This is a genomic window from Amycolatopsis sp. Hca4, assembly GCF_013364075.1.
Classification (GTDB): Bacteria; Actinomycetota; Actinomycetes; order Mycobacteriales; family Pseudonocardiaceae; genus Amycolatopsis.
The window spans coordinates 2,151,209-2,173,539 of sequence record NZ_CP054925.1 but is presented as its reverse complement, the minus strand read 5'-3'; the positions used below and the strand labels follow the sequence as shown (position 1 = coordinate 2,173,539).

The 22,331-nt window shown below is 67.9% G+C and carries 17 protein-coding genes; 9 read left to right on the top strand and 8 right to left on the bottom strand.

Annotated elements, in window-relative coordinates:
- Nucleotides 1-129 precede the first annotated feature (129 nt).
- On the top strand, nucleotides 130-1,407 hold the full coding sequence (locus tag HUT10_RS09565) for an MFS transporter (protein ID WP_176170851.1): 1,278 nt from the start codon (nucleotides 130-132) through the stop codon (nucleotides 1,405-1,407).
- A 47-nt stretch (nucleotides 1,408-1,454) separates the two neighbouring features.
- On the opposite strand, the gene HUT10_RS09560 is transcribed toward HUT10_RS09565, so the two are convergent.
- Complete coding sequence (locus HUT10_RS09560) at nucleotides 1,455-1,736, bottom strand: hypothetical protein (RefSeq protein WP_176170850.1); 282 nt, start codon at nucleotides 1,734-1,736, stop codon at nucleotides 1,455-1,457.
- Between the two features lie 1,028 nt (nucleotides 1,737-2,764).
- Here HUT10_RS09560 and HUT10_RS09555 point away from each other — a divergent pair.
- The 5 genes from HUT10_RS09555 (at nucleotide 2,765) to HUT10_RS09535 (ending at nucleotide 10,898) form a co-directional block, all read left to right on the top strand.
- Nucleotides 2,765-2,968 (top strand): hypothetical protein, encoded by a 204-nt coding sequence (locus HUT10_RS09555; protein WP_176170849.1) that lies wholly within the window; start codon nucleotides 2,765-2,767, stop codon nucleotides 2,966-2,968.
- 211 nt (nucleotides 2,969-3,179) lie between these two features.
- Nucleotides 3,180-4,724 (top strand): hypothetical protein, encoded by a 1,545-nt coding sequence (locus HUT10_RS09550; RefSeq protein WP_176170848.1) that lies wholly within the window; start codon nucleotides 3,180-3,182, stop codon nucleotides 4,722-4,724.
- Nucleotides 4,721-5,461 carry a hypothetical protein gene (locus tag HUT10_RS09545; RefSeq protein WP_176170847.1) on the top strand — a complete coding sequence of 247 codons (741 nt, stop codon included), beginning with the start codon at nucleotides 4,721-4,723 and terminating at the stop codon, nucleotides 5,459-5,461. The genes HUT10_RS09550 and HUT10_RS09545 overlap by 4 nt, the downstream gene beginning before the upstream one ends.
- Complete coding sequence (locus tag HUT10_RS09540; protein WP_176170846.1) at nucleotides 5,458-9,852, top strand: hypothetical protein; 4,395 nt, start codon at nucleotides 5,458-5,460, stop codon at nucleotides 9,850-9,852. The genes HUT10_RS09545 and HUT10_RS09540 overlap by 4 nt, the downstream gene beginning before the upstream one ends.
- Nucleotides 9,849-10,898 (top strand): hypothetical protein, encoded by a 1,050-nt coding sequence (locus tag HUT10_RS09535; protein ID WP_176170845.1) that lies wholly within the window; start codon nucleotides 9,849-9,851, stop codon nucleotides 10,896-10,898. Before HUT10_RS09540 ends, HUT10_RS09535 begins: the two co-directional genes overlap by 4 nt.
- Before the next feature lie 183 nt (nucleotides 10,899-11,081).
- On the opposite strand, the gene HUT10_RS09530 is transcribed toward HUT10_RS09535, so the two are convergent.
- From HUT10_RS09530 to HUT10_RS52135, 4 genes are all read right to left on the bottom strand, one after another.
- The gene (locus HUT10_RS09530) at nucleotides 11,082-12,401 is read right to left on the bottom strand and encodes a recombinase family protein (protein WP_176170844.1); all 1,320 of its coding nucleotides are present in this window, start codon (nucleotides 12,399-12,401) and stop codon (nucleotides 11,082-11,084) included.
- A gap of 647 nt (nucleotides 12,402-13,048) precedes the next feature.
- Nucleotides 13,049-14,071 (bottom strand): TauD/TfdA family dioxygenase, encoded by a 1,023-nt coding sequence (locus HUT10_RS09525; RefSeq protein WP_176170843.1) that lies wholly within the window; start codon nucleotides 14,069-14,071, stop codon nucleotides 13,049-13,051.
- 148 nt (nucleotides 14,072-14,219) lie between these two features.
- On the bottom strand, nucleotides 14,220-14,531 hold the full coding sequence (locus HUT10_RS09520; protein WP_176170842.1) for a hypothetical protein: 312 nt from the start codon (nucleotides 14,529-14,531) through the stop codon (nucleotides 14,220-14,222).
- 34 nt (nucleotides 14,532-14,565) lie between these two features.
- Nucleotides 14,566-14,940 (bottom strand): DUF2690 domain-containing protein, encoded by a 375-nt coding sequence (locus tag HUT10_RS52135; protein WP_368660825.1) that lies wholly within the window; start codon nucleotides 14,938-14,940, stop codon nucleotides 14,566-14,568.
- A 262-nt stretch (nucleotides 14,941-15,202) separates the two neighbouring features.
- Between HUT10_RS52135 and HUT10_RS09510 the strand changes: the two genes are divergently transcribed.
- Entirely contained in the window at nucleotides 15,203-16,084 is an 882-nt protein-coding gene (locus tag HUT10_RS09510; protein WP_217709574.1) for a helix-turn-helix domain-containing protein, read from the top strand.
- A gap of 103 nt (nucleotides 16,085-16,187) precedes the next feature.
- Here HUT10_RS09510 and HUT10_RS09505 read toward each other — a convergent pair whose 3' ends face one another.
- Together HUT10_RS09505 and HUT10_RS09500 are read right to left on the bottom strand one after the other, a co-directional pair.
- Entirely contained in the window at nucleotides 16,188-17,684 is a 1,497-nt protein-coding gene (locus HUT10_RS09505) for a recombinase family protein (protein ID WP_254896784.1), read from the bottom strand.
- Between the two features lie 109 nt (nucleotides 17,685-17,793).
- Nucleotides 17,794-18,786, bottom strand: a complete 993-nt coding sequence (locus tag HUT10_RS09500) for an IS481 family transposase (protein ID WP_176170839.1) — start codon at nucleotides 18,784-18,786, stop codon at nucleotides 17,794-17,796.
- A gap of 513 nt (nucleotides 18,787-19,299) precedes the next feature.
- On the opposite strand from HUT10_RS09500, the gene HUT10_RS49930 reads away from it, so the two are divergent.
- Nucleotides 19,300-20,061 carry an Ltp family lipoprotein gene (locus HUT10_RS49930; protein ID WP_217709573.1) on the top strand — a complete coding sequence of 254 codons (762 nt, stop codon included), beginning with the start codon at nucleotides 19,300-19,302 and terminating at the stop codon, nucleotides 20,059-20,061.
- A 299-nt stretch (nucleotides 20,062-20,360) separates the two neighbouring features.
- Here HUT10_RS49930 and HUT10_RS09485 read toward each other — a convergent pair whose 3' ends face one another.
- The gene (locus tag HUT10_RS09485) at nucleotides 20,361-20,594 is read right to left on the bottom strand and encodes a hypothetical protein (RefSeq protein ID WP_176170838.1); all 234 of its coding nucleotides are present in this window, start codon (nucleotides 20,592-20,594) and stop codon (nucleotides 20,361-20,363) included.
- Nucleotides 20,595-20,786: 192 nt separating this feature from the next.
- Here HUT10_RS09485 and HUT10_RS09480 point away from each other — a divergent pair, with 192 nt between their 5' ends.
- A complete protein-coding gene (locus HUT10_RS09480; protein ID WP_176170837.1) occupies nucleotides 20,787-22,187 on the top strand; it encodes a transferase in 1,401 nt (466 codons plus the stop codon).
- Nucleotides 22,188-22,331: the final 144 nt, after the last annotated feature.

Below are 22,331 nucleotides of genomic sequence, written 5' to 3'. Positions count from 1 at the left end.
TGGTGGGCGAATTCGCGAGGTGGTCCGTCCGCCGCCGCGCGTCTCCGGATGCGGCCGCGGGATGACGCAAGTATCTTTCGCGAAGGAGGCGTGGATCCCGCCTCACCCACCTCACACCCAGGAGCACCGATGTCCGGCGAGCGCACCGCCGCCCCTGCGACGCGATCGCGCGTCCTGACGGGCGCGGCACTCGGTCTGGTCGGCGGGTTCACCACGACGTTCCTGGCGTCGGCCGGTCAGTTCGTCCGGCCGATCACCGGCGAATTCGGCTGGGGCCGGGCCGAGATGTCCCTGGTGGTCGTCTCGGCGACGATCGGGTCCGCGATCGGCTCCCCGTTCGCCGGCCGGCTCGTGCCCCGGTTCGGGTCCCGGTCGCTGCTCGTGTTCTCCGGTGCGCTCCTGGCGGCCGCGTTCGTCGCGTTCGCCGTCGCGCCGGGCGAGCCGGCGTACTTCGCGGTCCTGGCCTTTTTCACCGGCCTGCTGACCGTCGGCACGACCCCGGCCGTGCTGCTGGCCGTAGTGCCGCGGTTCTTCGACCGCAGGCTCGGGCTCGCCCTCGGTGCCGTCATGGGCGGTGCCGCGGTGGGTACGGCCCTCCTGCAGGTCGTCATCGGGTCCACCCTGGCCGATCTCGGCTGGCGATCGACCTACCTGTTGCTCGCCGGGGTGGCGGTCGTGTTCCTCGGCGTCGCGGCACTGCTCGGGTTCCCGCCGGGAACCGGACCGCGGCCCGACGCGAAGACGGCCCCCCAGGACGGGCCCGCTGTCCGGGAGGCCCTGCGCTGGCCCCGGCTCCCGCTGCTCCTCGGCGCGGTGTTTCTCGCTGCGATCGGAACGGCGGGCGCCGCGGCCCACTTCGTCCCGTTCGTCATCGATCAGGGCATCGATCCGCAGGCGGCGGCGGGCGCGTCCGCCGTCGCGGGGATCGGGGTCGCCGCCGGCCGTCTGGTCACCGGCGCCCTGCTCGACCGCGTAGCCGCCACGCGGCTCGGGGGTGTGGTGTTCCTGATCGCGGCGGCCGGCCTGGTGGTGGCCGCCGCGTTGCCGCCGTCACCGGTGGCCGTGTACGCGATCTGCGCGTTCGCCGGCAGCTTCGCGTTCGGTGCGGAAGCCGATCTGGTGCCGTTCCTCGTGCGCAGGTACGTCGGCGCACGGGCCTACACCGCGGTGCTCGGCATCGGAATCGGCGTCTTCACCCTCGGGGGCGCGCTCGGCACGATCATGTTCGGGCTGGTGTTCGACGGGTTCGGCAGCTACGGGCCGGCCCTGTCGGCGGCGGCGGCCGCGCTGGCCGGCGCCACGGTCGTGCTCCGGTTCCTCGGGCCCTACCGGTACCCGGACGCCACCGGACCGGTGCCGTCGCCGTCCGGTGCGACCGTCGACGCACCGGCTCGACGCGCGGGATGAGCCGGTCCGTGGTGGCCCGGCCGTCCGGAAGCGGTTCGTCGCCGGCTTCAGGACGTTCCGGCGTGGTGCAGGCGTGAACCGGTGCCCTCGGCGAGCAGAGCCCTTCCCCGCCTGGTGGCCACGGCGGGAGTCGGCTGCCCGTACGCCACCTGCCACTCCGCGGCGATCAACCCCGCCTGCACCAGGTTGTGCACCGCGACGCGATCGCACCAGCAGCCGTCGACCCGGAGATCGGGCTCGCCGCTGGCGACGAGGACGCCGCGTCCGGCTGCGACAGCTCGCAGGATCGACCACTCGCGGTTGCTCAACTGAATCGGCTCATCGGTCATCTCGACCACCGCCTCGCTAAACTGTGTCTGACATCACCATTCTGCGGCGGAGTTCTTCATAATTCCTTCACCGGTCGTGCGCCGCGGGCTCGGCAACCGAATCCCGGCCGACGGGCTCGACGGTGGTGTCGAGGACTTGGCGCACCATTTCGATCGTGGTTCCCGGGTGGACGAAAGCGAACCGGCCGACAACGCCTCAGCCATGAGCTGGGCCGCCTGTGGTCGCTGTCGCCACGGGACGCGGCGTGAGGTGCCTACGTCGAAGTAGGCGTAGACGATCTGGCCGTGGCCGGCGATGAGGTGCTGGGCCATGTCGCGTTGCCAGCCCTGTGACTACACATGATCTTGATGGCGAGTGGTCGAGGTACGGCCGTGGAATGCGAACCGCAAGCCGCCGTTGTGCTCGGGACGGGCGGTGGTGGTTGTCGGTTTCTGGTCGTTCATCCACTGTGCGATCAGGTCGGTCGTACCAGCGGGTGGTACAGGCGTTTTAGCCGGGGGCGGGTGCGGTGGGATCAGGCTGGACGGATGTCGCGGCCGCTGGGACATGACGGCGGGTTCCGACCGGTTCATCCGATCAGCGCAGTCGCGATCTCGTCATCGAGCACCGTATAACGTCCTATGCGGCGAAGTTTTACACAGCCATGTTTCCGGCAGGGCCGTATCGCAAGCTTGGAGACCGAGGACGTCGGGATAGCCTCGACGCGGACGGGCACGTCCGGTACTCGGCAGCGAAGAATCTCGCATAAATGTAGGTCTTCAGCCTGCTCGACACTGCTGCTGAAGGCGGAATCTTCCGGGCTGGGCCGGGCCGGGGCTCAGCCTGGCGCGCTGATCCCGGCGGTCAGCGCCAGTGCCGCGGCTTCCGCGCGTGAGCCGACGTCCAGCTTCTTCAAAACCCCCGGCGACGACCGGCGACGTTCATCCGGTTCCAAAAGGCGTCGGTGAGCTGGGAGGACATACCGCATGCCCCAGTGATCTCGACGTTCGTCAGTAGACGTTCGCAACCAATGAATGAGGAGGCGCTCGTGGGAGATCTGAGCAACCGCATCGGACGGCTCGACAGCGAGGCTGAGTACGCGGCGCGCACGTTCGACCACGCGAACTCCAGATTCGAGAATACCCGCGATGAGCAGGAGGAGCGCGAGCTCTTGCGCACGGTCGCGCTCGCGCTCAACGCGCTCGGGAACATCCGACTCGCTCAGGCGATGCTCCTGAACAGCAACGATTAGGTGACCTGCCCTCAGGCGGCCAGCGGAGCGCTCGGCCGCGTCGGGCGCAGGCCACCGCCGCCGCGGATCTGCCGCGGCGTTCGAGGTCTTCGCCCCAGCCGTCGCTCGAGGCTTTGCCGTCCGACGTCGACTGACCTGTGCCCGCGGCGTAACAGAGACGCGTTCGTAGCCGATCTTCTTGGCATTCACACAACCGAGGGGGTGAAACCGGGTGAGTGCTCCGGGGGGTGTGGGCCGCGCCGTGTTCGACGAGTCCTTCGGTGGGCGGGTGCGGGCGCTCCTGCGAGCCCGGCCGGTCGCCGATATGGGCGACAACGCGAGCCGGCAGTCCTGGAGCACCCACGACTACGACGTCGTCACCCTCGCGCTCGCCGCCATCGACACGGTGATCTCCCGGCAGGGTTTCGACGGGGAAGTGACGTACGACGAAGCCGTCAGCGGACTGGCGAGGCTCGCGGCGAGCGCACATCCCGAGCAGTCCTCCGACGAACACGAAGCGGTCGCACGGTACGTCATCGACGCGCTGCTGAACCGCCGGGAACGCGAGGCCCCGTTCGCCTATGAGGTCTCGGACTTCTCACTCGAACCTGACGGATCCGTGCACCACCGGGCGATTCCGGTGGAGTTCCGGTTGCTGAGCGAGCACGAAGACCAGCAGCGGGGGGTGAACGTGCTCCGGGCGTCCGCGGACGCGATCAACGCGCTGGTCGGCGGGTTGGAATTCGACGTCGAGGACGAGCAGGCCGCAGTCGAGCTCATGCTCGATCGGCAGCTCAAGCGAGGCGCGTTCGGCCAGGCGGAGAGAGCTGCGGAGCGGTCGCGGCTGCTGTCGGTGCGCTACAGCGACGAACTGCGCGCGCTCCTGACCGACACCGTGCGGGATATCCGAACGGTCCTCGACCGCTGGGCCCAGGACGTCCCGGCGCAGTTCGAGCGCAACCGGGTGCACCTCGAGGAGCGGCTCGGCGCCGAGAGCAGGCTGCTCGACCACGTCCGGAGCGCCCTCGACACGGCGGAGGCAGATCCCGCCGTCACCGCGGCGGCCGCCCGGATCGCGGGTCTGCTCGAAGAATGCCGTCGCCGGCACACCGAACTGCATGGCAGGCTGGTCGGCGCGCGGACGATCTTCCTCGACGAACAGCTTCGCCAGTCCTTCCGGCCGATCGGAGGGCTGCGGAACCCGGACATCGCCGACGGCGTGTTCCTGCCGCTGCTGACCATGGCCGCCGAAGACGCGGCGGAACCGGCCGAGGCGTTCGCCGTGTTCGCCGCGGGGCCACAGGTGCCTCGGATCGTGCGGTTCGCCGACCTGGTCGACGACCTGCTCGCGCCGCGCCGAGAACCCCGGATCGACGAACCACCGCTCGACGAAAAACTCGGCGACCCGGACCCGCCCGCGGTCTCGCCCGAGATCCTGGCGGCCGCTACGGCCGTAGTCGACTCCGTCCCGCTGCCCGCCCGACTGTCGGCGTTGCTGCTCGCCGTCCAAACCGCCGACCTGCCCGGCGAACTCGATCGAGGTGCTGTCGAGCGGCTCGTCGTGCTCGCGGCGCTCTGGACGTACGCCCCGGAGACCGTGGAAGACTTCTCCACCGCAGTGGACACCGCTGCCCACATTCTCGGCCCGGCCGCAGTGGTCGACGCCGACGGCCGCCTGATCGACCTACCCGGCTGGTCGGGAGACGACCTGATCGTGGCCGAAGACGAAGAAACACTCGCCCGCTGGGCCGCGACTTCCGTTCAGGAGGTGTCATGACGCTCGGCCAGCAGGATTTTTCGGACGTCGGCATACTCATCGGCTGCGCGCTCCGCCCGAAGCAGCGGCCCGGCGCCGATTCCGACTACCGGACGCTGCTCGGCCGCTACCGCGAGGACGCGGAATTCCACAACGCGGTGAACAGCGTCCTCGATGGGCTGGACCTGCAGGTGCTGTCCGCCGGCGAGCTAGGACTGGTGCTGGGCGCGCGCCGTGAATCGGTGTTCGCGTACCGGCTCACGGATCTGCCCAATGTGGGCACGGTGCCCCACCGACTGCTGGTCGGGCTGATCAGCGCGGCCATCGCGGCTTACGTTTTCCCGACCCCGGCCGACTTCGACGACGACCGCGTCCGGTGGGTGTCGGTCGACGAGATCGAACGGTTCGTCCGCGACGCGTGCGATCGGCTCAAGCGCGCACCGGAACCCCAAACACCGGAGGATGTGTCGTTCGAAGAAGCATGGCGGACGTATGACCGACTGTCTCCCGGCTACAAGGCTGATAGGGGGAAGGGACAGGGACGTCGCTCGGCCGCGTCCTCCACTTATTGGGTCGCGAACGTCCTGAACTGGATGGTCGACCAAGGCCTGGCGCGGCTGACGCCGAACCGCGGTCCCGAGACTTTCCAACTCCTCGAACGCTTCCGCATCCAGGTCGGTGAGCTGGCGGGCAACGCGACCTACGAGCTGTTGGCCGCGAGGCGCCGAGGCGACCACACTCCGGTGGTGGGGACGTGACCTACCAGCTTTCGTCCTTCCGCCTCGCAAACGTCGGGGACCGTGCCGCTCGCTTCACGGATCTGACGCTGGACGTCTCGACGGCGGGCGAGCGAGCACCAGTCGACTCGATTCTCTGGCTGCGCAACGGCGGCGGGAAGTCGAGCCTGCTGTCGCTTTTCTTCGCGCTGTTGCTCCCGCTGCGCAAAGATTTCATGGGCAAGACGGTCAAGCGTCACCTCGAGGACTACGTGTCTTCCGGCGACACGAGCCATACAGTGGCGGAATGGGTGGCCCAGCCCGGCGGCGACGCCAGCCAGCCGGCCCGGCTGGTCACCGGTGCCGTCTACGAATGGGACGAACGGCGAAAGCCCGCCGACCCGGATCGCGACCGCGAAAAGCTCAAGGGCTGGTACTACAGCTTCTTCGCCGTCCCGGGTGTACTGGACCTGCCCGGCCTGCCAGTGCGCGACGAATCCGGCCGGACCCGAACGATGGCCGAGTTCGTGAACGTGCTCAAGGAGATCGCGGCGGCCAATCCCCAGCACTTAAGATTCGTGATCACACGCCAGCGTGGCGAGTGGACGGATGCGCTGACCGCGCGGAACCTCGACCCGGCGGTGTTCGCCTACCAGAAGCAGATGAACCATTCCGAGGGCGGCGTCGCCGGGCTGTTCGAATTCGCGACCACGGACAAGTTCATCGACTTCCTGATCGATCTGACAGTTGACAGCACGCAGCCAGACCTCGTCGCGAACAACCTGCGGAAGGTCGTCGACGTGCTCGCGCGCAAGCCCGGCCTGCTCGTCGACCGGGAATTCTGCGGGGAGCTGGAAGGCAGGCTGGAGCGGCTCGCCGAACGGCACATCCTGGCGAAGGCGGCGGCCGAGGCGGCCACGGGAGCCCGCTCGTCCGCTGCTCGGCTCGCCGGAGCGTTTCGCACCGCGGCTTCGGCGCGGGAGGACGACCGGAAGTGGCTGGCAGAGGAAGCGAAGCGGCTAGGGGACAGCGCTCGCACGCTGGATCGGGAGCGTAGCCGGGTCAACGACATCGCGAGCGAGCTGTACCGGGTCGCGGCGAACCACCGGAAGAAGACCGCGAAGGCTGAGTGGGCAAGGGCGACCACCACCGCGGACGAAGCCAACGACGAGGACCTCGCTTGGCAAGCGGTGGGGCACCTCGCCGATCAGGTCGAAGCTCACCTTCACGCGGAAGACGTGCGGCAGCAGATCGCCCAGGAGGATCGGGAGACGGCTCCGCTGCGGGAAGCCCGCGACGACGCCGCGGCGACGCTCAAGGCCCGTTACGCGCAGCTCTCCGAGGAGGAGCACGAAGCCGAAACGATGGCGGACACGGCGGCACGGGAGGCGCAAGCGGAAGCGGGGACGGAAGGTTTTCGCGAGCGGCAGAACCGGAAATTGGCGACCGAAGCGAGTGTGCGCGCCGAGAACGCTCGTGGTCGGCTGATCGAAATCCACGACGAGGTGGTCGCCGCTGTCCGGCTCGGCGACCTTCCGGATGACGAGGCCGATCCTGCGATCGTCCTGGCCGAGACGAAGCAGAACCGCCGGGAGAAGGAGGATCTGCTCGGCCAGGTGCGGAAGCGCCGTGAGGCCCGGCCCGCGGTTCGCGCCGCACTAAAAGCGCAGAGCCGGAAGCTGGCGACCGATCGCGCAGCCAAGACCGCCGAACGCGATCGCCTCAATGGCGACCGGCGCAAGCTCGCGGCCAGGGGCGACGCACTCGCGACGGACGTCCGTCTCGCCGAGCTGACCCAGCTGGCCGATGGGACCCGGCTCGACCTGTGGGCCGAGGCCGCGGACCTGCGGGCGGTGCTGACCCGGGAGGCGTCGGCCGCCGAGTCGGCCGTCGTGGCCACCCGCGTGGACGCCGCCGAGGACAACCCCGCGCTGGACGGGCTCCAGACCGACGACTTCCTGCCCACCACGCGCGACGCCGAACGGGCCGCGGAAGTGCTTGTGGCGGCCGAGGTACCGGCAACACCGGGCTGGCAGACCCTCCGTGACCTGGTCACCGAAGCCGAGCGCGCATCGGTGCTGGAGAATCCTCGCGTCGCGGAACTCGCCGCTGGTGTGGTCGTCGCCGACGGCGACGCGGAGAACGCCCGCCGTGCTCTTGCCTCCAAGCCGTGGTACACCGTAGCGCACGTCGCGGTATCCACAGCTACGCAGTTCGAACGAGCGGTGGCCGCGGCGCCGCCGGCACACCTTGTGTTCCCCAGCGAACCTGCGCTCTATGACCGCGATGCGGCGGAACACGCGCGAGCGGACCGTGAAGAACGTAGGCGTGACCAGGACTGGCGGATCTCGGAGCTGCAGGAACAGGCGAAGGCGGACAGGGCGCTGCTGGCGACGCTGGAGTCGCTGCTCGAAGACTGCCCGGCGGGGCACCTCGATGCGCTGGAGAAGGCCGTCGAAGAGTGTGACGAGGCTATCTCGGGCCTGACCGACGACGATCAGGTCGTCCGGGCGCAAATCGATGAGCTGGACGAGCAGGAAGCCGAGGACGCGGTAACCGAAGTCGGCATGAGCGACGAGCTGAACCGGCTGGCGCAGCGGATCGAGCGGCTGAACGCGCTGGCGAAGCGGACCGCCGAACGGCCGGGGATCCAGCTGGCGATCGCGCAGCTCGACAAGGAGGTCGAGGTCTGCACCGGCATCGCCGACGAGGCCGCAAGCCGGGTGTCGGAATTGCAGGAGACGGAGCGAGCCGCTCGTTCGCTGGCCTCACAGCACCAGGCGAACTGGAAGCGGTACGAACGGGATTCCACCCAGGTCACCCTGCTCGACGGCGATCGGGAGGCCGTCGTGACCGGCGACGGCGATCCGTTGTCGTGGCTGAGCAGCCGGTTCGCCGAGCTGGACTCGCAATGGCAGACCGTGGCTTCCCAATCCGTGTTGGCCGAGCGTCTCACCGCACACCTCGAGCGAGGCAAACGGGCGGACCGGGCGCTGGCCGAGTACCCGGAATCCGCGCGCGAGCTCGCGCAGCAGCTGCTCGAGACCGGCGACGGTCAGGACGCGGACCGGCGAGCAGCAGCGCGGAAACGCTCCCGCGAAGTGGCCAACGAGGCACAACAGAAGCTGAGCGAGGCGAAGACCGAACTCAACCAGGCATCGGAAGAGGTCAAGCAGCGCACTCCGCGTGATCGGCTGCGGCACGCCCCGCTCGACGACGAGCCCGAGACCGAGGCGGAGGCCCGGGAACGAGCGGCGGCGGAAGCCGAGCGGGCGACCGAAATGAGCAGCGAGGTGACCCGGCTCAACCGCGAGGCCGAGGATGCTGGCAAACTCGCGTCCGAAGCTGACACGGCGGCCCAGGTGTTCGCTCAGCAAGCCAAAAGGCTCGCTGGCGCCGCCACTCCGGTCGAGGTGCCCGGAGACGTCCCGGCCTATGCCGGGGACGAGCCGGAAGCCGAACTCGAGTCGCTGCTCAGTCGGCTCCAGTCGGCGAATAAGGAGGCCGAGGAGACCGCCGACCGTGTCAACAGGTCGATCGCCGAGGTCCGCAGGATCGCCGCTGAGGCCCGGTTCGCCGAGGTGCCCGGCGCGATCCGCGACCGTCTCACGGGGGACGACGCGGACGTGCTTGCGGACCGCGCCGAAGCCCGCGCGCAAGAAATGCGGGTGCGGTACCGGACGATCGACGGCCAGCTCGCCGAGATCGGGCGTGATCAGCGGCTCGTGGTCGGGGAGATCGCGGGCCTGGTGAAGGACGTGCTCGCGACCCTCGAGTCCGCGCATCGGCACTCGAAACTACCCGGCACGCTGGGGCGGTGGGCGAACGAGCATTTTCTGCGGATCAGCTTCCTGCGTCCGGCCGGGGACGAGGACCTGCATGCCCGGATCGACGCGGTTGTCGACCGGATCGTCGCGGACAAGAAGACGAAACCGGAGGGGCTCGCGGTTCTCAAGAAGTGCGTGCACGAGGCGGTCGCGCCGCGTGGGTTCACGGTCAAGGTGCTCAAGCCCAACAGTGATCTCGCGGTCGAACCGGTCGACGTCACCCACCTCGGCAAGTTCTCCGGCGGTGAGAAGCTGACCGTGTGCGTGGCGCTCTACTGCACGCTCGCGCGGCTGCGGGCGGTCAACCGCGGACGCGGACGGGCGGCCATCGGCGGCACTCTCGTGCTCGACAACCCGCTCGGCACGGCCAGCCACGTTGCCCTGCTGCGCCTGCAGCGGGACGTCGCGGCGGCGCACGGTGTCCAGCTCGTGTACACGACCGGCGTGGAGGATCTCGGTGCGGTGGGCCAGTTCCCCAACGTGCTGCGCATGCGCAACGCGCCCGGCTCGCTTCGCAACCGGCGCTACGTGGTGTTAGACCAGCAAGCCACCGCGGATGACGACGGTATCACCAGCGCCCGAGTCCTGCGCGAGGACGACTCGTGAACGCGTTGGCCGAGCGGCTCGCCGAGCACATCGCGGCGTCACCGGTGCAGCGAGTGGAGTTGGTTGACCTCTATGCGGCCGCGGTCGCCTTCGACCGAAGCCTGGCCACGACGCCGAGCGCCCGAAGCGAAATCCGCGAGGCACTGGACGAGCTGGTGGCGGCCGGTCAGGTGGTGTTCCCCGTGTCGCGTCAGCATTTCGACACGCGGGAGGAGCCTCCGCTGCCGAAATGGGTACGTCTCCCGCCCCGCCGGCGCCCTGGTCGTGCGCCGCGGGACGTTCGAGTTTGGCCGGCGGCGCTCGAGGCCGCGGGACGCATCGCCGCCCGCGACAACGAGATCGGGGTACTCGAGATCGCCGCAGTTTTCCTGCGCGACAAAGGTGCGTCGCGCCCGAGCGTGCCGGTTCGCGAACGTTCGCTGGAGCTATTTGGTGACGAGAAGCGGCTGGACCGCCTGAAGTCGACGCGCTTGTTCACCTCGGGCGCGTTGACGATGGACCTCTTGCGCTGCCACGAGGTGCCTATTCCCTTCGTCTCGCAGTGGGTGGCGGGGGCTCCGGACCCGCGCGGTACCGCGCTGCTGATCGCGGAGAACCATCACACCTACACGTCGCTGCTCGAAGCCACGCGGCTCAGCGCTGCCGCCGGCGGCCCGGCTCGGTACGTCGGTTACGGGACGGGTAGCCAGTTTCCGTCGGCGGTCTTGTCCGTCCCGCTCCTGTCTCCGCCGCCGGACCGGATCGTCTATTTCGGCGACGTCGATCTCAACGGTTTGCAGATCCCGGCCACCGCGAGTCTTAACTCCCAGCGTGCGGGGCTTCCGGTGGTTGAGCCCGCGTACTCGCTCTACGACCTCCTGTTCGCGACGTCCTACCGACGTCCTGCTGAGCCGGTGGCCGAGCACGTCGCCGCGCAGGTAGCGGGCTGGATGGGACCCTTGGCCGGGCAAGCCCAGGACGTGCTGACGGCCGGTACGCGGATCCCGCAGGAGGCCGTGGGGTACGAGCTGCTGATGGCTCGTCTTCCCGCGCTGGATGCCGCCTGAGCGAAATTGGGCCTTGGCCAGGACCGCTGTCGTGAGCGATCGGGACCGGTGACTCTGCGCTACACTGAGCGGATGATCTCCCCAAACACGGGAGATATCCCACGTGTGGGGGTTCAAGTCCTCGGACACAGTATTACCCCACGGATCGCGAAACGCGATCTTGAAACTTGGGGCGTTCGTAGTCTAGCTCGAATCGATCTCCTCCAGTCGCCATCCGGCGCCGTCGTAGACGATGATCTTCCCTGCGCCGCGCAGTGCTGCGGCCACGCGCTTGTGGCGTGGCCGGCGAAGTTCCGGCTCGGCGTAGCCGTCGGTGCCTTCATCTCCAAGTTGGATGGTGAGCTCGTCGACGAGGTGGTCCTCGCGGATGTAGAGCGTCTTCGGCCGGGGCTGGCTTGCGCGTTGGGTGCTGGTGTGGCCGTGGCGGCAGCGGTAGGTGGGTCTCCCGTGGTTCCAGTGCGAGTCCAGCCGCCGGTTACAGATACCGCAGTGGATGAGCCCGGCGAGCGCAAACTGGCGAGTCTGACCGTCGCTGGCCGGTCGCGCCGCCCGAACCTGCTGCGCGGCGACGAAGGCCTGCTCCGTGACGAGGGCCGGATGGACAACCTTCGCCGACAGCGCGGGCGTTGAGGCAGGCCCATCGGTGGCGCTGGCTCGGCGATTCCAGATCTGTCGTCCGGTGTAGCGCGGGTTCGCCAGGATCACGGCGACGGTGCGCAGGGTCCAAGCGCCGCGCGTTCGGTGCCGGTTGCGGTCCGGGTCGGCGCTGGACGGGCAGGGGACGCCGCGTTCGTTGAGGTGCCGGGCAATGCTCGCAACGCTGTGTCCTGCCAGACGCTGCCGGAACATCCACGCGACATGCGGCGCGGTGCGCGGGTCGGGAGCAAGGCGTTGGAGCCGTCGGCCCCAGCGGGCGTCCGCCGGGTTCGGGTGAGGACCTGCGTCGACGAGCTGATAGCCATACGGTGGGCGTCCGCCGAGGTAGCGGCCTTGCTGGGTGGCCTGGTTGTGCATGGCAGCCAGGACGCGGTGCCGGGCGCGCAGCACCTCGCGCTGCGACTGGGTGGCCAGCAGTGACAGCAGTGCCCGGTGGTCCCGATTGCCGAGATCGACCGGGCCGCCGGTTTCGGGCAGCCACAGCTGGATGCCGTGCCGGGTGCACCAGGCGTAGAGGGTGGTGAACTGGGTGCCGGTGAAAGCTCGCTCGTACTCGCCGACGACGATCGCATCGATCGCGGATCCCGGGCTCGAGGCCGCGGCCATGAGCTGGGCAGCCTGCGGTCGTTGCCGCCACGGGACGCGACGTGAGGTGCCGGCATCGAAGTAGGCGACGACGACCTGGCCGTGGCCCGCGACCAACCCATCGGCCATGTCGCGCTGCCAGCCCTGCGACGACACGCGATCTTGATGGCGAGTGGTCGACGTCCGGCCGTAGAACGCGAACCGCAGGGGGTTGCCCCGAAGGTCTGTGGATGCTGGGTCGGTCTGGATCTTCCTGTTCATCCATTGTGCGAGTAAGTCTGCGGCGTCGTTCGCAGGAGGGAACTGGGGCCGGTGTGGTTGATGCGGATGCACGCTGGACCGATGGTGAGGCTGGCGCCTTATGACGGTGTGTTCGAGTTCGTTCGCCCGTTCGGCCCAGCAGATCGAGTGCTCGCAGGCCATATATCGATCTATATGATGAGGATGACGTGATCAGCGCATGAATGACGCGTCGTCGTCGACCTGCTCGGGCGAAAGGCCGGTACGCCGTGCCGGGGGTGCTCAGCCGGTTCGTCGCCCTCAGACGCCGGGCGCAAATGCATGGCGTCCGCCGAGGCTACGACGCGTGCGCCTCGCTGTGACGAGTGCGTGGCTTCGGCCTCGGAGAAGACGGTGAGCACCGCTCCAACCGCGCGGCTGGCTTGCCCGGCGTGCTCGCCGCTGTGCGGCCCGACCAGCACCCACCGAGGTTCCCCGCCTGCGCCAGTTCCAGCGCGCAGGCCAGGCCCCGCGATGCCCGATCGAGTTCGCCGGCAGGGTCTACTTCGCCACCGAGTCGCCGCCCGGCACTGGGCGTTGTACTCGGACGGGCAGCAGACCGTGGACATGTTGCTGGCCGCAAACGGCGCGGCAGTGTGCTACGCGGCGAGGGGAGCGTATCCACCTTGCTAGCCCGCGAAGTCGTCGGCCAGATCGAGTTCTGATCCGGCGGAGACAAATCCGGAATAGTCGATCTGCACGATACGTCCGTTTCCGGGTCGGTCTTTAGCGCTACGTGCAAGGTCTCGTGCGACGAAGGTGCGGAGCAGCCAGCGGTCACGCCCGTCGCCACGTCGCGAAAACGGCGTGCGTCCGTGGAGCGCACCGTGGTTGTCGACAATTAGCAGGTCGCCCGGCTCGAGGCAGACATACCTGGCTACGGCGCTCGCCGCCTCGTGGAGCAGGTCGAGCGCGCGCTGGCTGCCCTTGTCCGCGCCGATCGTTTCGGCGAAGTCGCACCGCAGCCGCGGCGCGTCTTCGGAGCCGGACAGGACGGTGATGGGCTGGACGCGTATGGGGCCGGGAATGCCAGAACCACGCAGGAAAGACTCGTCGACTGCCGTTGCGAACCGCGGTTGCCGGAGCACGTTGCGAGTTCCGGGATCCAGGCGCGCCAGTACGTCCAAGGCAGGGCTCAGCAGTGTTGCGGCCCGGTCTTCCGAGTCTGCGCGCAGGCAGAGCAGGCCCACGAAGTCGGCACGGGTGTCGGTGAACGCGGTCTCAGAGTGCATTTCGAGCAGTGAGCTGCTCGAAATCGACTGCTGAGCGTGCTCGTAGCCAGCAACCGGCAAGATGTCCTGGACGATCTGCCCGCCGAGTTCGGACAGGAACCCGAACTGATCACCCAGCGGGGCTGTCAGGACGCTGAGTGCCTTCGCGGCTTTGAGCTGGATTCCCACGCCCAAGTCAGCGCGCTCTGGCGTGCGCGGAACTTCGCCCAGTGGGACGTTGCGGATCAGTAGCCCACCCGCAGCACTTCCTCGCGCACGCAGGCCCAAGAGGGCCGCGCGGACGTGCCGTGGCATGTGGTCGGCCATCAGTTGTGCCTCAAGTACGTAGGCTTCTGTCTCGGTGACAGGGTCGTTGTTTTCGCAGGCGGCGAGCGCGGCCGCTAGGGCGTTGTTCTGCGCTGCGTCGAGAGTGATTGTCATGAAGGGTGCCGGGCACTGCAAGCCCACCATCTCCCGCCGTGTTGTGGTCAATCGGAATAGTGACTGTCGGCGAGTCCAGGGCGGAGCGCGGGAACCTGTATGCGCTGCCCCGCCCTGTGCTCGCCACCTGGATCAGAACGCACTCATGTCAGACGCAATACCAAGAATAGGGGTTGTTGTAGTCGGTGAACCTGGCTGTGCCGGGATTCCCGTATTGGCGCGCGCAGGCGGCGTTCATGTCCACGTTGAAGCGCGCGGCGGCGTCGGTGCCGTACTGGCAGCGCCATCCATAAACGTTGTTGCTGACCACGACGCCGTGAAAATACGGACTGCCGTAGTAGGTCTGGCACCAACCTGAGATATCGACGCCTCCGCCCGCCGATGCCGATTCCGGTAGACACACGACGCAACCCAGTCCGAGAGCGGTGGCGGCGGCCAGTTTTTGCAGCGAATTCTTCATCCTCACTCCTTGAGTTGATGACTCCAGTGGCGTTCTAGACACATGCCGTGCGGTATCTGCCCCAGATGCTGGTTTGCACGTCCGCATATACGCAGAGAGTCGGCGAGTAGATCATCACGGACCAGCTGTAGGTGTCGCTGTGCCCGCTCAGCTGAGTCACTCGCGGCAGCCCGTCTCCCCGGTCGGGTTGCACGGCACGCAGCCAGACCGGGGAGGTGTCCAGGTACATCCGTGCCCAGTTCGTTTGACAACTCGGTGACCACCTGAGTTCCAGGCGCTGCGCCACGGCAGGAAGCTGGTAGTGAGCTACCGTGACGGCGTCCGCCGAGCACCCGCTGAGCTGGGGATCCTGGTAGGTGCATCCGAAACCCGAGCAGGTGGCGGCGCCCGCGGTGCTCGCAGTGGCCATGCTGATTCCGATGGTCGAACTGAAGACCAGCAATGCCGTCGCGAGCTGTGTGAGTCTGCGATGGACCTGCATGTTGTTCTCCTCCCATGCGGCGGCCGCTCGTCCGGCCCAGGCGTCTCGTCACCCGAACGGAGCCTGAAACACCGCCTCTGACCAGGTGTAATGGATCGGTTCGTTGGCCAACAGCCTGTCTGGCAGTGGACAACGAAGTGTGGACAACATCGCCGGGAAGGGGAGTCGGGTGTCGAGGCAGCCAAGTCCCGTGGATCCAGCAGGCGGTCCGTGCGAGCGCTTCGCCTTCGAACTGCGCAAGCTTCGCGACGAGGCGGGCGCTCCGACCTATCGGGCCCTGGCGGAGACGACGCATTTCTCGAAGGCCACGTTGTCCGCGGCCGCGCAGGGTCGCCGTCTTCCGACGCTGGATGTGACACTGGCCTACGCGCAGGCGTGCGGAGGTGACCTTGAGACGTGGCGGCGCCGATGGGAAGAGACGCGGGCTGCACTTGATGGCTCACCCCAGCCCGAGGAAACAGTGCCGGAACCGTCGTACGTTCCGCGTCGATTCCGCCGGCCACGCTCCGTCGTGGTCTTCGGCGCGATCTCTTGCTTGGTGCTCGCTGCTGCACTGGTCATCTGGCTCGCAGGCGACGCCAGTTCACCAAGCGCGCCGATGCTTGCCGGTCCGTCGACGTCTTCGGCACCGGCTGAATCACTTACCGCGCGTTTCGTTCCCACCGGGGCGCTGGGCCCACAACCCATCGTGGATGGGGCGGATCCGAAACGCTCGTCTTGTGCCGCGGACCCGAATGTGACGACGCTCGACAGCGTCGAAGTCAACTCTTCCGACGAGACTTACCTTGGCACGATAGAGCTGCGATACGCCCCGAAGTGCGACGTCGGATGGGGGAGATTCACTCCGGCTGATGGCACTGTGCGACTCACCGGTGCGGTCGTCACAATTACAGCTCAACGGCGAAACGACACTCCGAATGACACGGATTACCAAGCAGGTTTCGACGGCCAAGCGGTCTTCGGTAACATTCTTCCGATGCGCCGTGGCTGCGTGCAAGTCGTTGTGCGGATCGTAACGGTTCTCACGGGACAGGCCGAGGCTTCCACACGCTGTCTTCGAGGCACGCGGTGAGCCCTCAGTGTTGAGTAGGCCTCGCTGAGTGAGTCATGGCAAGCCCGGTGGCGCGCGTACTCGTCGAACGAGGCTGGATTGCCGACAGTCAGGGCTGCAACTGTCACTGCGTCGTGTGGTTCACCGGACTGCCCGGACTGGCGGTTCCACGTGCTCGAGGGCGAGGGGGAGCAACCGCCTCGACCAGTACATGATGATGGAGATCGCGAGCCTGGAGGCGCTGGACACGCACCGCTGCCGACCGCGACGCTTTAAGTCGCCATCCCGCGCCGTCATAGATGATGATCTTCCCTGAGTCGCGCAGCGCTGCTGCCACGCGTCTGTGTCGTGGTCGGTCAAGCTTCGGTGTGGCGTGGCCGTCGCGGCCTTCATCTTCGAGCCAGATGCTGATCTCCTCGACGAGGTGGTTCTCGCGGATGTAGAGCGTCTTCGGCCGTCGCTCGCTCGCGCGTTGGGTGCTGGTGTGGCCGTGGCGGCAGCGGTAGGTCGGACGTCCGTGGTTCCAGTGCGAGTCCAGCCGCCGGTCGCAGACACCACAGTGGATCAGGCCGGCCAAGGCGAACCGGCGAGCCCGGCCGTCACTGGCTGGTCGCGCCGCTCGGATCTGCTGGGCGGCGATGAAGTCCTGTTCGGTGACGAGCGCCGGATGGGCGGCTTTCGCTGACAGGGCCGGCGTTGCGGCTGGGCCTCTGGTGTCGGTGGCGCGGCGGTTCCAGGTCTGGCGGCCGGTGTAGCGCGGGTTCGCCAGGATGACGGCGACGGTGCGTAGTGTCCAGGCGTCGCGGGTCCGATGGCGGTTGCGGTCCGGGTCGGCAATGGACGGGCAGGGGACACCGCGTTCGTTGAGATGCCGGGCTATGCTGGCGACGCTGTGCCCAGCGAGACGTTGCCGGAACATCCAGCTCACGTGCGGCGCGGTTTGGGGATCGGGAGCGAGGCGTTGCAGCCGTCGGCCCCAGCGGGCGTCGGCGGGGTTGGGATGTGGGCCAGCGTCGACGAGACGGTAGCCGTAGGGTGGGCGTCCGCCGAGGTAGCGGCCCTGCCGGGTGGCCTGGTTGTGCATCGCCGCCAATACCCGGTGCCGGGCGCGCAGCACTTCGCGCTGCAACTGGGTGGCCAGCAGCGACATCAGCGCCCGATGATCGGAGTTGCCGAGATCGACCGGGCCCTCGGTTTCGGGCAGCCAGAGCTGAATACCGTGCCGGTTGCACCAGGTGTAGAGGGTGGCGAACTGTGTGCCGGTGAAGGCGCGTTCGTATTCGCCGACCACGATCGCATCGATCACGGACTCCGGACTCGAGGTCTCGATCATGAGCTGGGCAGCCTGTGGTCGCTGACTCCATGGGACGCGGCGGGAGGTGCCGGCGTCGAAGTAGGAGTCGACGACCTGGCCGTGGCCCGCGATCAACTCATCGGCCATGTCGCGTTGCCAGCCCTGTGATGAGACGCGGTCTTGATGGCGGGTGGTCGAGGTGCGCCCGTAGAAGGCGAACCGCAAGCCACTGCCGTGGTCGGGGCGGGTAGCGGTGGTGGTTGTCGGTTTCCTGCCGTTCATCCACTGCGCCAGCAGGTCGGCCGTGCCGGCAGGTGGTGCGGTCACCTGAGGTAAGGGCGGGTGCGGTGGGATCACGCTGGACGGATGTCGCGGCCGTTGGGTCATGACGGCGCGCTCTGAGCGGTTCATCCGATCAGCGGAGTCAACGCGTCATCTAGCTGTGATGTCCGGGGAGGTTGGTCAGTCGGGTGACCGGCGGCTTGCCGCCGGTTGAGCTGTGGGGTCGATGATGATTGTAGAAGTGCAGCCAGCTCGGTAGCGCCGCTCGGCGGTCGGTTTCGCTGGGGTAGAAGCGGGCGTAGGCCCACCCGTCGGCGAGGGTGCGGTGGAAACGTTCGATCTTGCCGTTGGTCTGTGGCCGGTAGGGCCGGGTCCGTTTCGGGACGACACCGAGTTCGGTGCAGGTGTCTCGCCAAGCGTGGGAGCGGTAGGCCGAGCCGTTGTCGGACAGGACTCGTTCGACGGTGACGCCCAGCTCAGCGAACCAGGCCACGGCCCGGCGCAGGACTGCGGTGGCGGTCACCGCGGTTTCGTCGGTGTGGATTTCGGCGTAGGCGACCCGGGAGTGATCATCGATGACCGTGTGCACGAACGCGGTGCCGGTGCGGGGCTTGTAGTCCGCGCCGCGGGGCAGGCCGGGTGTGGCGCGTTTGTTGCGCTCGCCTTGGGCCCGGCCGACGTAACGGTGCCCGCCGCCGTCGGGGATGTTGCCGAACTTGGTGACATCGACGTGGATCAGCGAGCCGGGATGATCGTGTTCGTACCGGCGCAGGGGTTCGCCGGTGACCCGGTCGATGCGGGTGAGGCGGTTGATCCGGCAGCGCACCAGCACCGCATGCACCGTGGAGGCGGGCAGGCCGAGCCGGCCGCCGATCTGGACCGGGCCCAGGCGCTGCCGCCACCTCAGCCGCACGATCCGGCGCACGAGCAGGGGCGAGGTCTTGGTTGGGCTGTGGTGCGGGCGGCTGCTGCGATCAGCCATCCCGGCCACGCCTTCGGCGCGGTAGCGCTGTGCCCATTTGCGGGCGGTCCTGGGCGCGACCATGAACATCTTCGCCGCTTCGGCGCAGGTCCAGCCCTGCTCGACGACCAGCCGGGCGAGTCGCAGCCGGGTGCGTGGGGTCAGGGTGGCGTTAGGGTGGGACACGAAGGCCTCCGGAGGCGTGAAGCGGTTCCTAGACAGCTCCACTTCACAACCGGAGGCCTTCACCTGTCAGCACGACAGGCCGCCACCGGTCACCTCACCTCGGGACAACGTCCCTGAACATCACATCTAGCCCGCGGCGCTCCCGACGCGCGCGTTTTTCCCCAGCTCCGAGGTGAGGGTGGGTCGTCGTCTCGCGGGCTCGCCGCAGCCAGTTACAGTGAGCGCTCATGTCGTAACTCAGCTCGGGGCGACGTCCCACGTCTCCTCTTGCTCCGAACGAGTGAACTTGAAGTTTCAATTTCTTACCCTAGGTAACGATGGTGCGTCAGTCGCTCACTGCAGTCACCAGCGGAAATGATCGTAAACATCGTCAGCTGAGTCCTCTTCGTGACCGGAAGTGGCTTTCGGGCACTGTTACGCGCGGGATGCTGATGTCGACGAATGCACAGAGCGTGACGCGTTCCGTTGCGTCGCCGCTGGACTGAAAGAGGCAGCCTCGTGTCTTATGCCCCGATGCCGCCGTCGGTGCCGATGCCGGTGGCGAACCAGTACAAGAACGGCCTCGGCACGGCCGGGTTCGTGCTCGGCCTGATCGGGTTGATCTTCGCGTTCATCCCGATCATCGGGATCGTCGCGTGGCCGCTGACGATCCTCGGGCTGATCTTCGGCATCGTCGGGACGCTGCGCGCGAACCGGGGCCAGGCGAGCAACAAGGGGCTGGCCATCGCCGCCGTGGTGCTGTCGGCGATTGGGCTGGTCATCTGCGTGCTTTGGACCGCGGCCTTCGGCAAGGCGGTCAATGACGCCGCCAACGGGATGCCCGCCGCTGCCCTGACCAGCTCGGTCGCCGCGCCCGACCACATTCAGACCACCAGCCCCACCCTGAACGACGCCGCCGCTTCGGCCGCGGCCGCTGCTCCGGTCGAGCCGCCGGCACCCACCACCAGCGAAGCACCCAAGTTCCCGCCGCAGGTCGAGCAGGCCCGCGCCTCCGCCCAGAACTACCTGAGCTTCACCGCGTTCTCGCGCAACGGCCTAATCCGGCAGTTGTTCTCGTCGGCCGGCGACGGGTTCCCGAAGGATGTGGCGACCCAGGCCGTCGACAGCCTGTCGGTGGACTGGAACGCGCAGGCGGTCAAGTCGGCGGAGAACTACTTGAGTTTCACGTCGTTCTCTTGCTCGGGGTTGAAGCAGCAGCTGTCATCGTCGGCGGGTGACGGCTTCACGAAGGCCCAGGCCGCCTATGGGGCCGGCCAGACTGCAGCCTGCAAGTAGATCCGCCGCAACCAAAAGGGAGTAACGGATGTCCTCATCCATACGACCTGTCGCGGAATTGGTCGCCGATCGTGGCCGAGCACGGGAAGTCGAGCGGCTCGCGCCGGGAAGCGGGTAAGGCGTTCCAGCAACGCGGCCGGTGTCTTCTATGGGGGCGCGTCGCGTTGACCGTCGCCTGATGCGTAGCCGGAAGTAGCGGGCGAGGTCCTCGCGGAGGCCTCAGGTAATGGCGACGATAAGTGGACCAGGTTGTCGTCCATGACCGCGTGGAAATCCGAAACGGGCAAGGAATCTGTGGTTCAGATGCTGCGGTGGGTCCTGACAGCCGCCCGGAGTTCGGCGAGCTTGGGTGCGAGCGCGGCGTCGACGGCGAGCGGATCGCGGGCGTTGAGTTCCTGCATGGCACGGCGTTCGGGCAGCTGGGTGTTGATGTCGATGCGGCGCTCTCCCAGTCCGGCCACGATTTCCGCGACTACCTCGTCGACGGGCCGCAGGCCGTAGCCCAGGTCAGCGCCGGCTCGGGTCGTGGCCATTTGCCGCGATTCGCTTGCTGCCTGACGAGGGGGTTTGGGCGACTTGGTGTTCTGCGAAGCCGGAGCTGAGCCGCAGCCGTGCTCGCCACCTCGGCCAGCACTCGGTCCGTGACCAGGTGTCGTCGTTGCTCACTTCGGGTGATTTCCGCTGGACCGCGCCAGTCGCCCGTCCGGGCCTGATCGGATGACCGGATGCGGACTCTGGCCCAGCTCGTCACAGCGGCGGCAGTGGCAGTGGGCTATATCGCGGCGTGGCTCTCCATCGCGGCGGGCGCCGCACTGCATGATCGCGACGCCTTCCTCGACGCTCCCGCGCAGGTGGCGGCGTTCCGCGCGGCACTCGACCAACGGGCGGACACAACGCCGGTGAGCAACTGGTTCAACAAGCACGCCGCGCCCGACTCCGCCGCGCGCGCCTCGATTTCGCGCGCCTATGGGCATGCCACGACGGGAGACTTCGACGGTGCTCGTCGCGACATTCGCGATATCGACACCGAGGTGATGGCCGGTCAGAGAACGCTCGAGGAAAGGAGCGCGGAGTCCTGGGGTCGTGCTCTGCCGTGGCTGGTCACCGACGTGCCCTTGGCCGCGGCCGCGCTCGTCTTCCGGCTGCGCAGACGGACAGTCAACGCAAAGACTGTGGCTCTGATCAGGCAATACGCGCTCGCGAAGCGCTGGTGGCTGCGCCCGGTGTTCCTCCTCGTCTCCGGTCTGTGCTGGGCGTTGCTGCTCGGAGGCACACTGGCGATCTACCCCATCGCCCGAGGAGGTCGGATCGACTGGCTGGCGGCTGTCCTTCCGACGTTGCCCGCCGGTTACTACGGCCTGCGGTACGCCCGCCCGCGGACGGCGCGAAGCGCTGCGGCCGTTCTGCGTTCGGAAGACCGCGAACCCGTACTATACCTGCGTGGCTTCGGTGATGATCCGGCGTCCGCGGTGGTCGACAGGCTGCCCTCGGAAACGTGGATGCAGAGCTTGCTCACCGTGCACACCCGCGAGGAACAGCTGATCGGTGCGCTGCGGGCCTTCGGGCCGGTGATCGCGGTGGGCCGGCCGGGCGAGCGGCTTCCCCGCCTCGGCGCGGCGCGGTTCTACCTGCCGGAGGACGACTGGCGAGCCGGTGTGCTCGAACTGATGACGGTGTCACAGCTGATCGTGCTGCGGCTCGGCGAGGGCCCGAGTGTGTGGTGGGAAGTCGAGCAGGCGATCGCGATGCGGCAGCCGCGCAAACTCGTGATCTTGTTGCCAGGGGGTCGATGGGACCTGGCTGCGCGGCTCGACAAGCTCCTCTGCAAGCCTTCCGGCTCGAAGCCGGAGCCGGGCAAGTGGACAGCATCGGTGATCGTGTTCGACGACGACTGGACGCCGCACGTGCAGGCCGTGGGGCCGGCGCCCGGCGAGACGAACGTCCGAGGCACCCCGGCCTTCTACGTCGCGTGCGCTTTGCAGGCCGCGCTGGCTCGCATTGGCGTGCGGAAGCGGCTCCTGTACAGGATCGGCGGGAGTGCCCTCCCCGCGTACGGCAAGTTCCTGCTGTTTGTACTGGCAGCGGCCCTCGTCTTGGGGATTATGCGGACGATCTTTCCCGGCTGACACGGCTCTTCCGAGCCTCTTCCCAAGAGGCCACGCACGGTCGGCGCCCGGCTCGGTCCTGAGCGGCCCGACGGCAGGACCGCAAGGTGAGGTGACGACAGGCTGTGCGTGGCCGTCCGCCCAGAAAAGTATTTCGCATGTCCG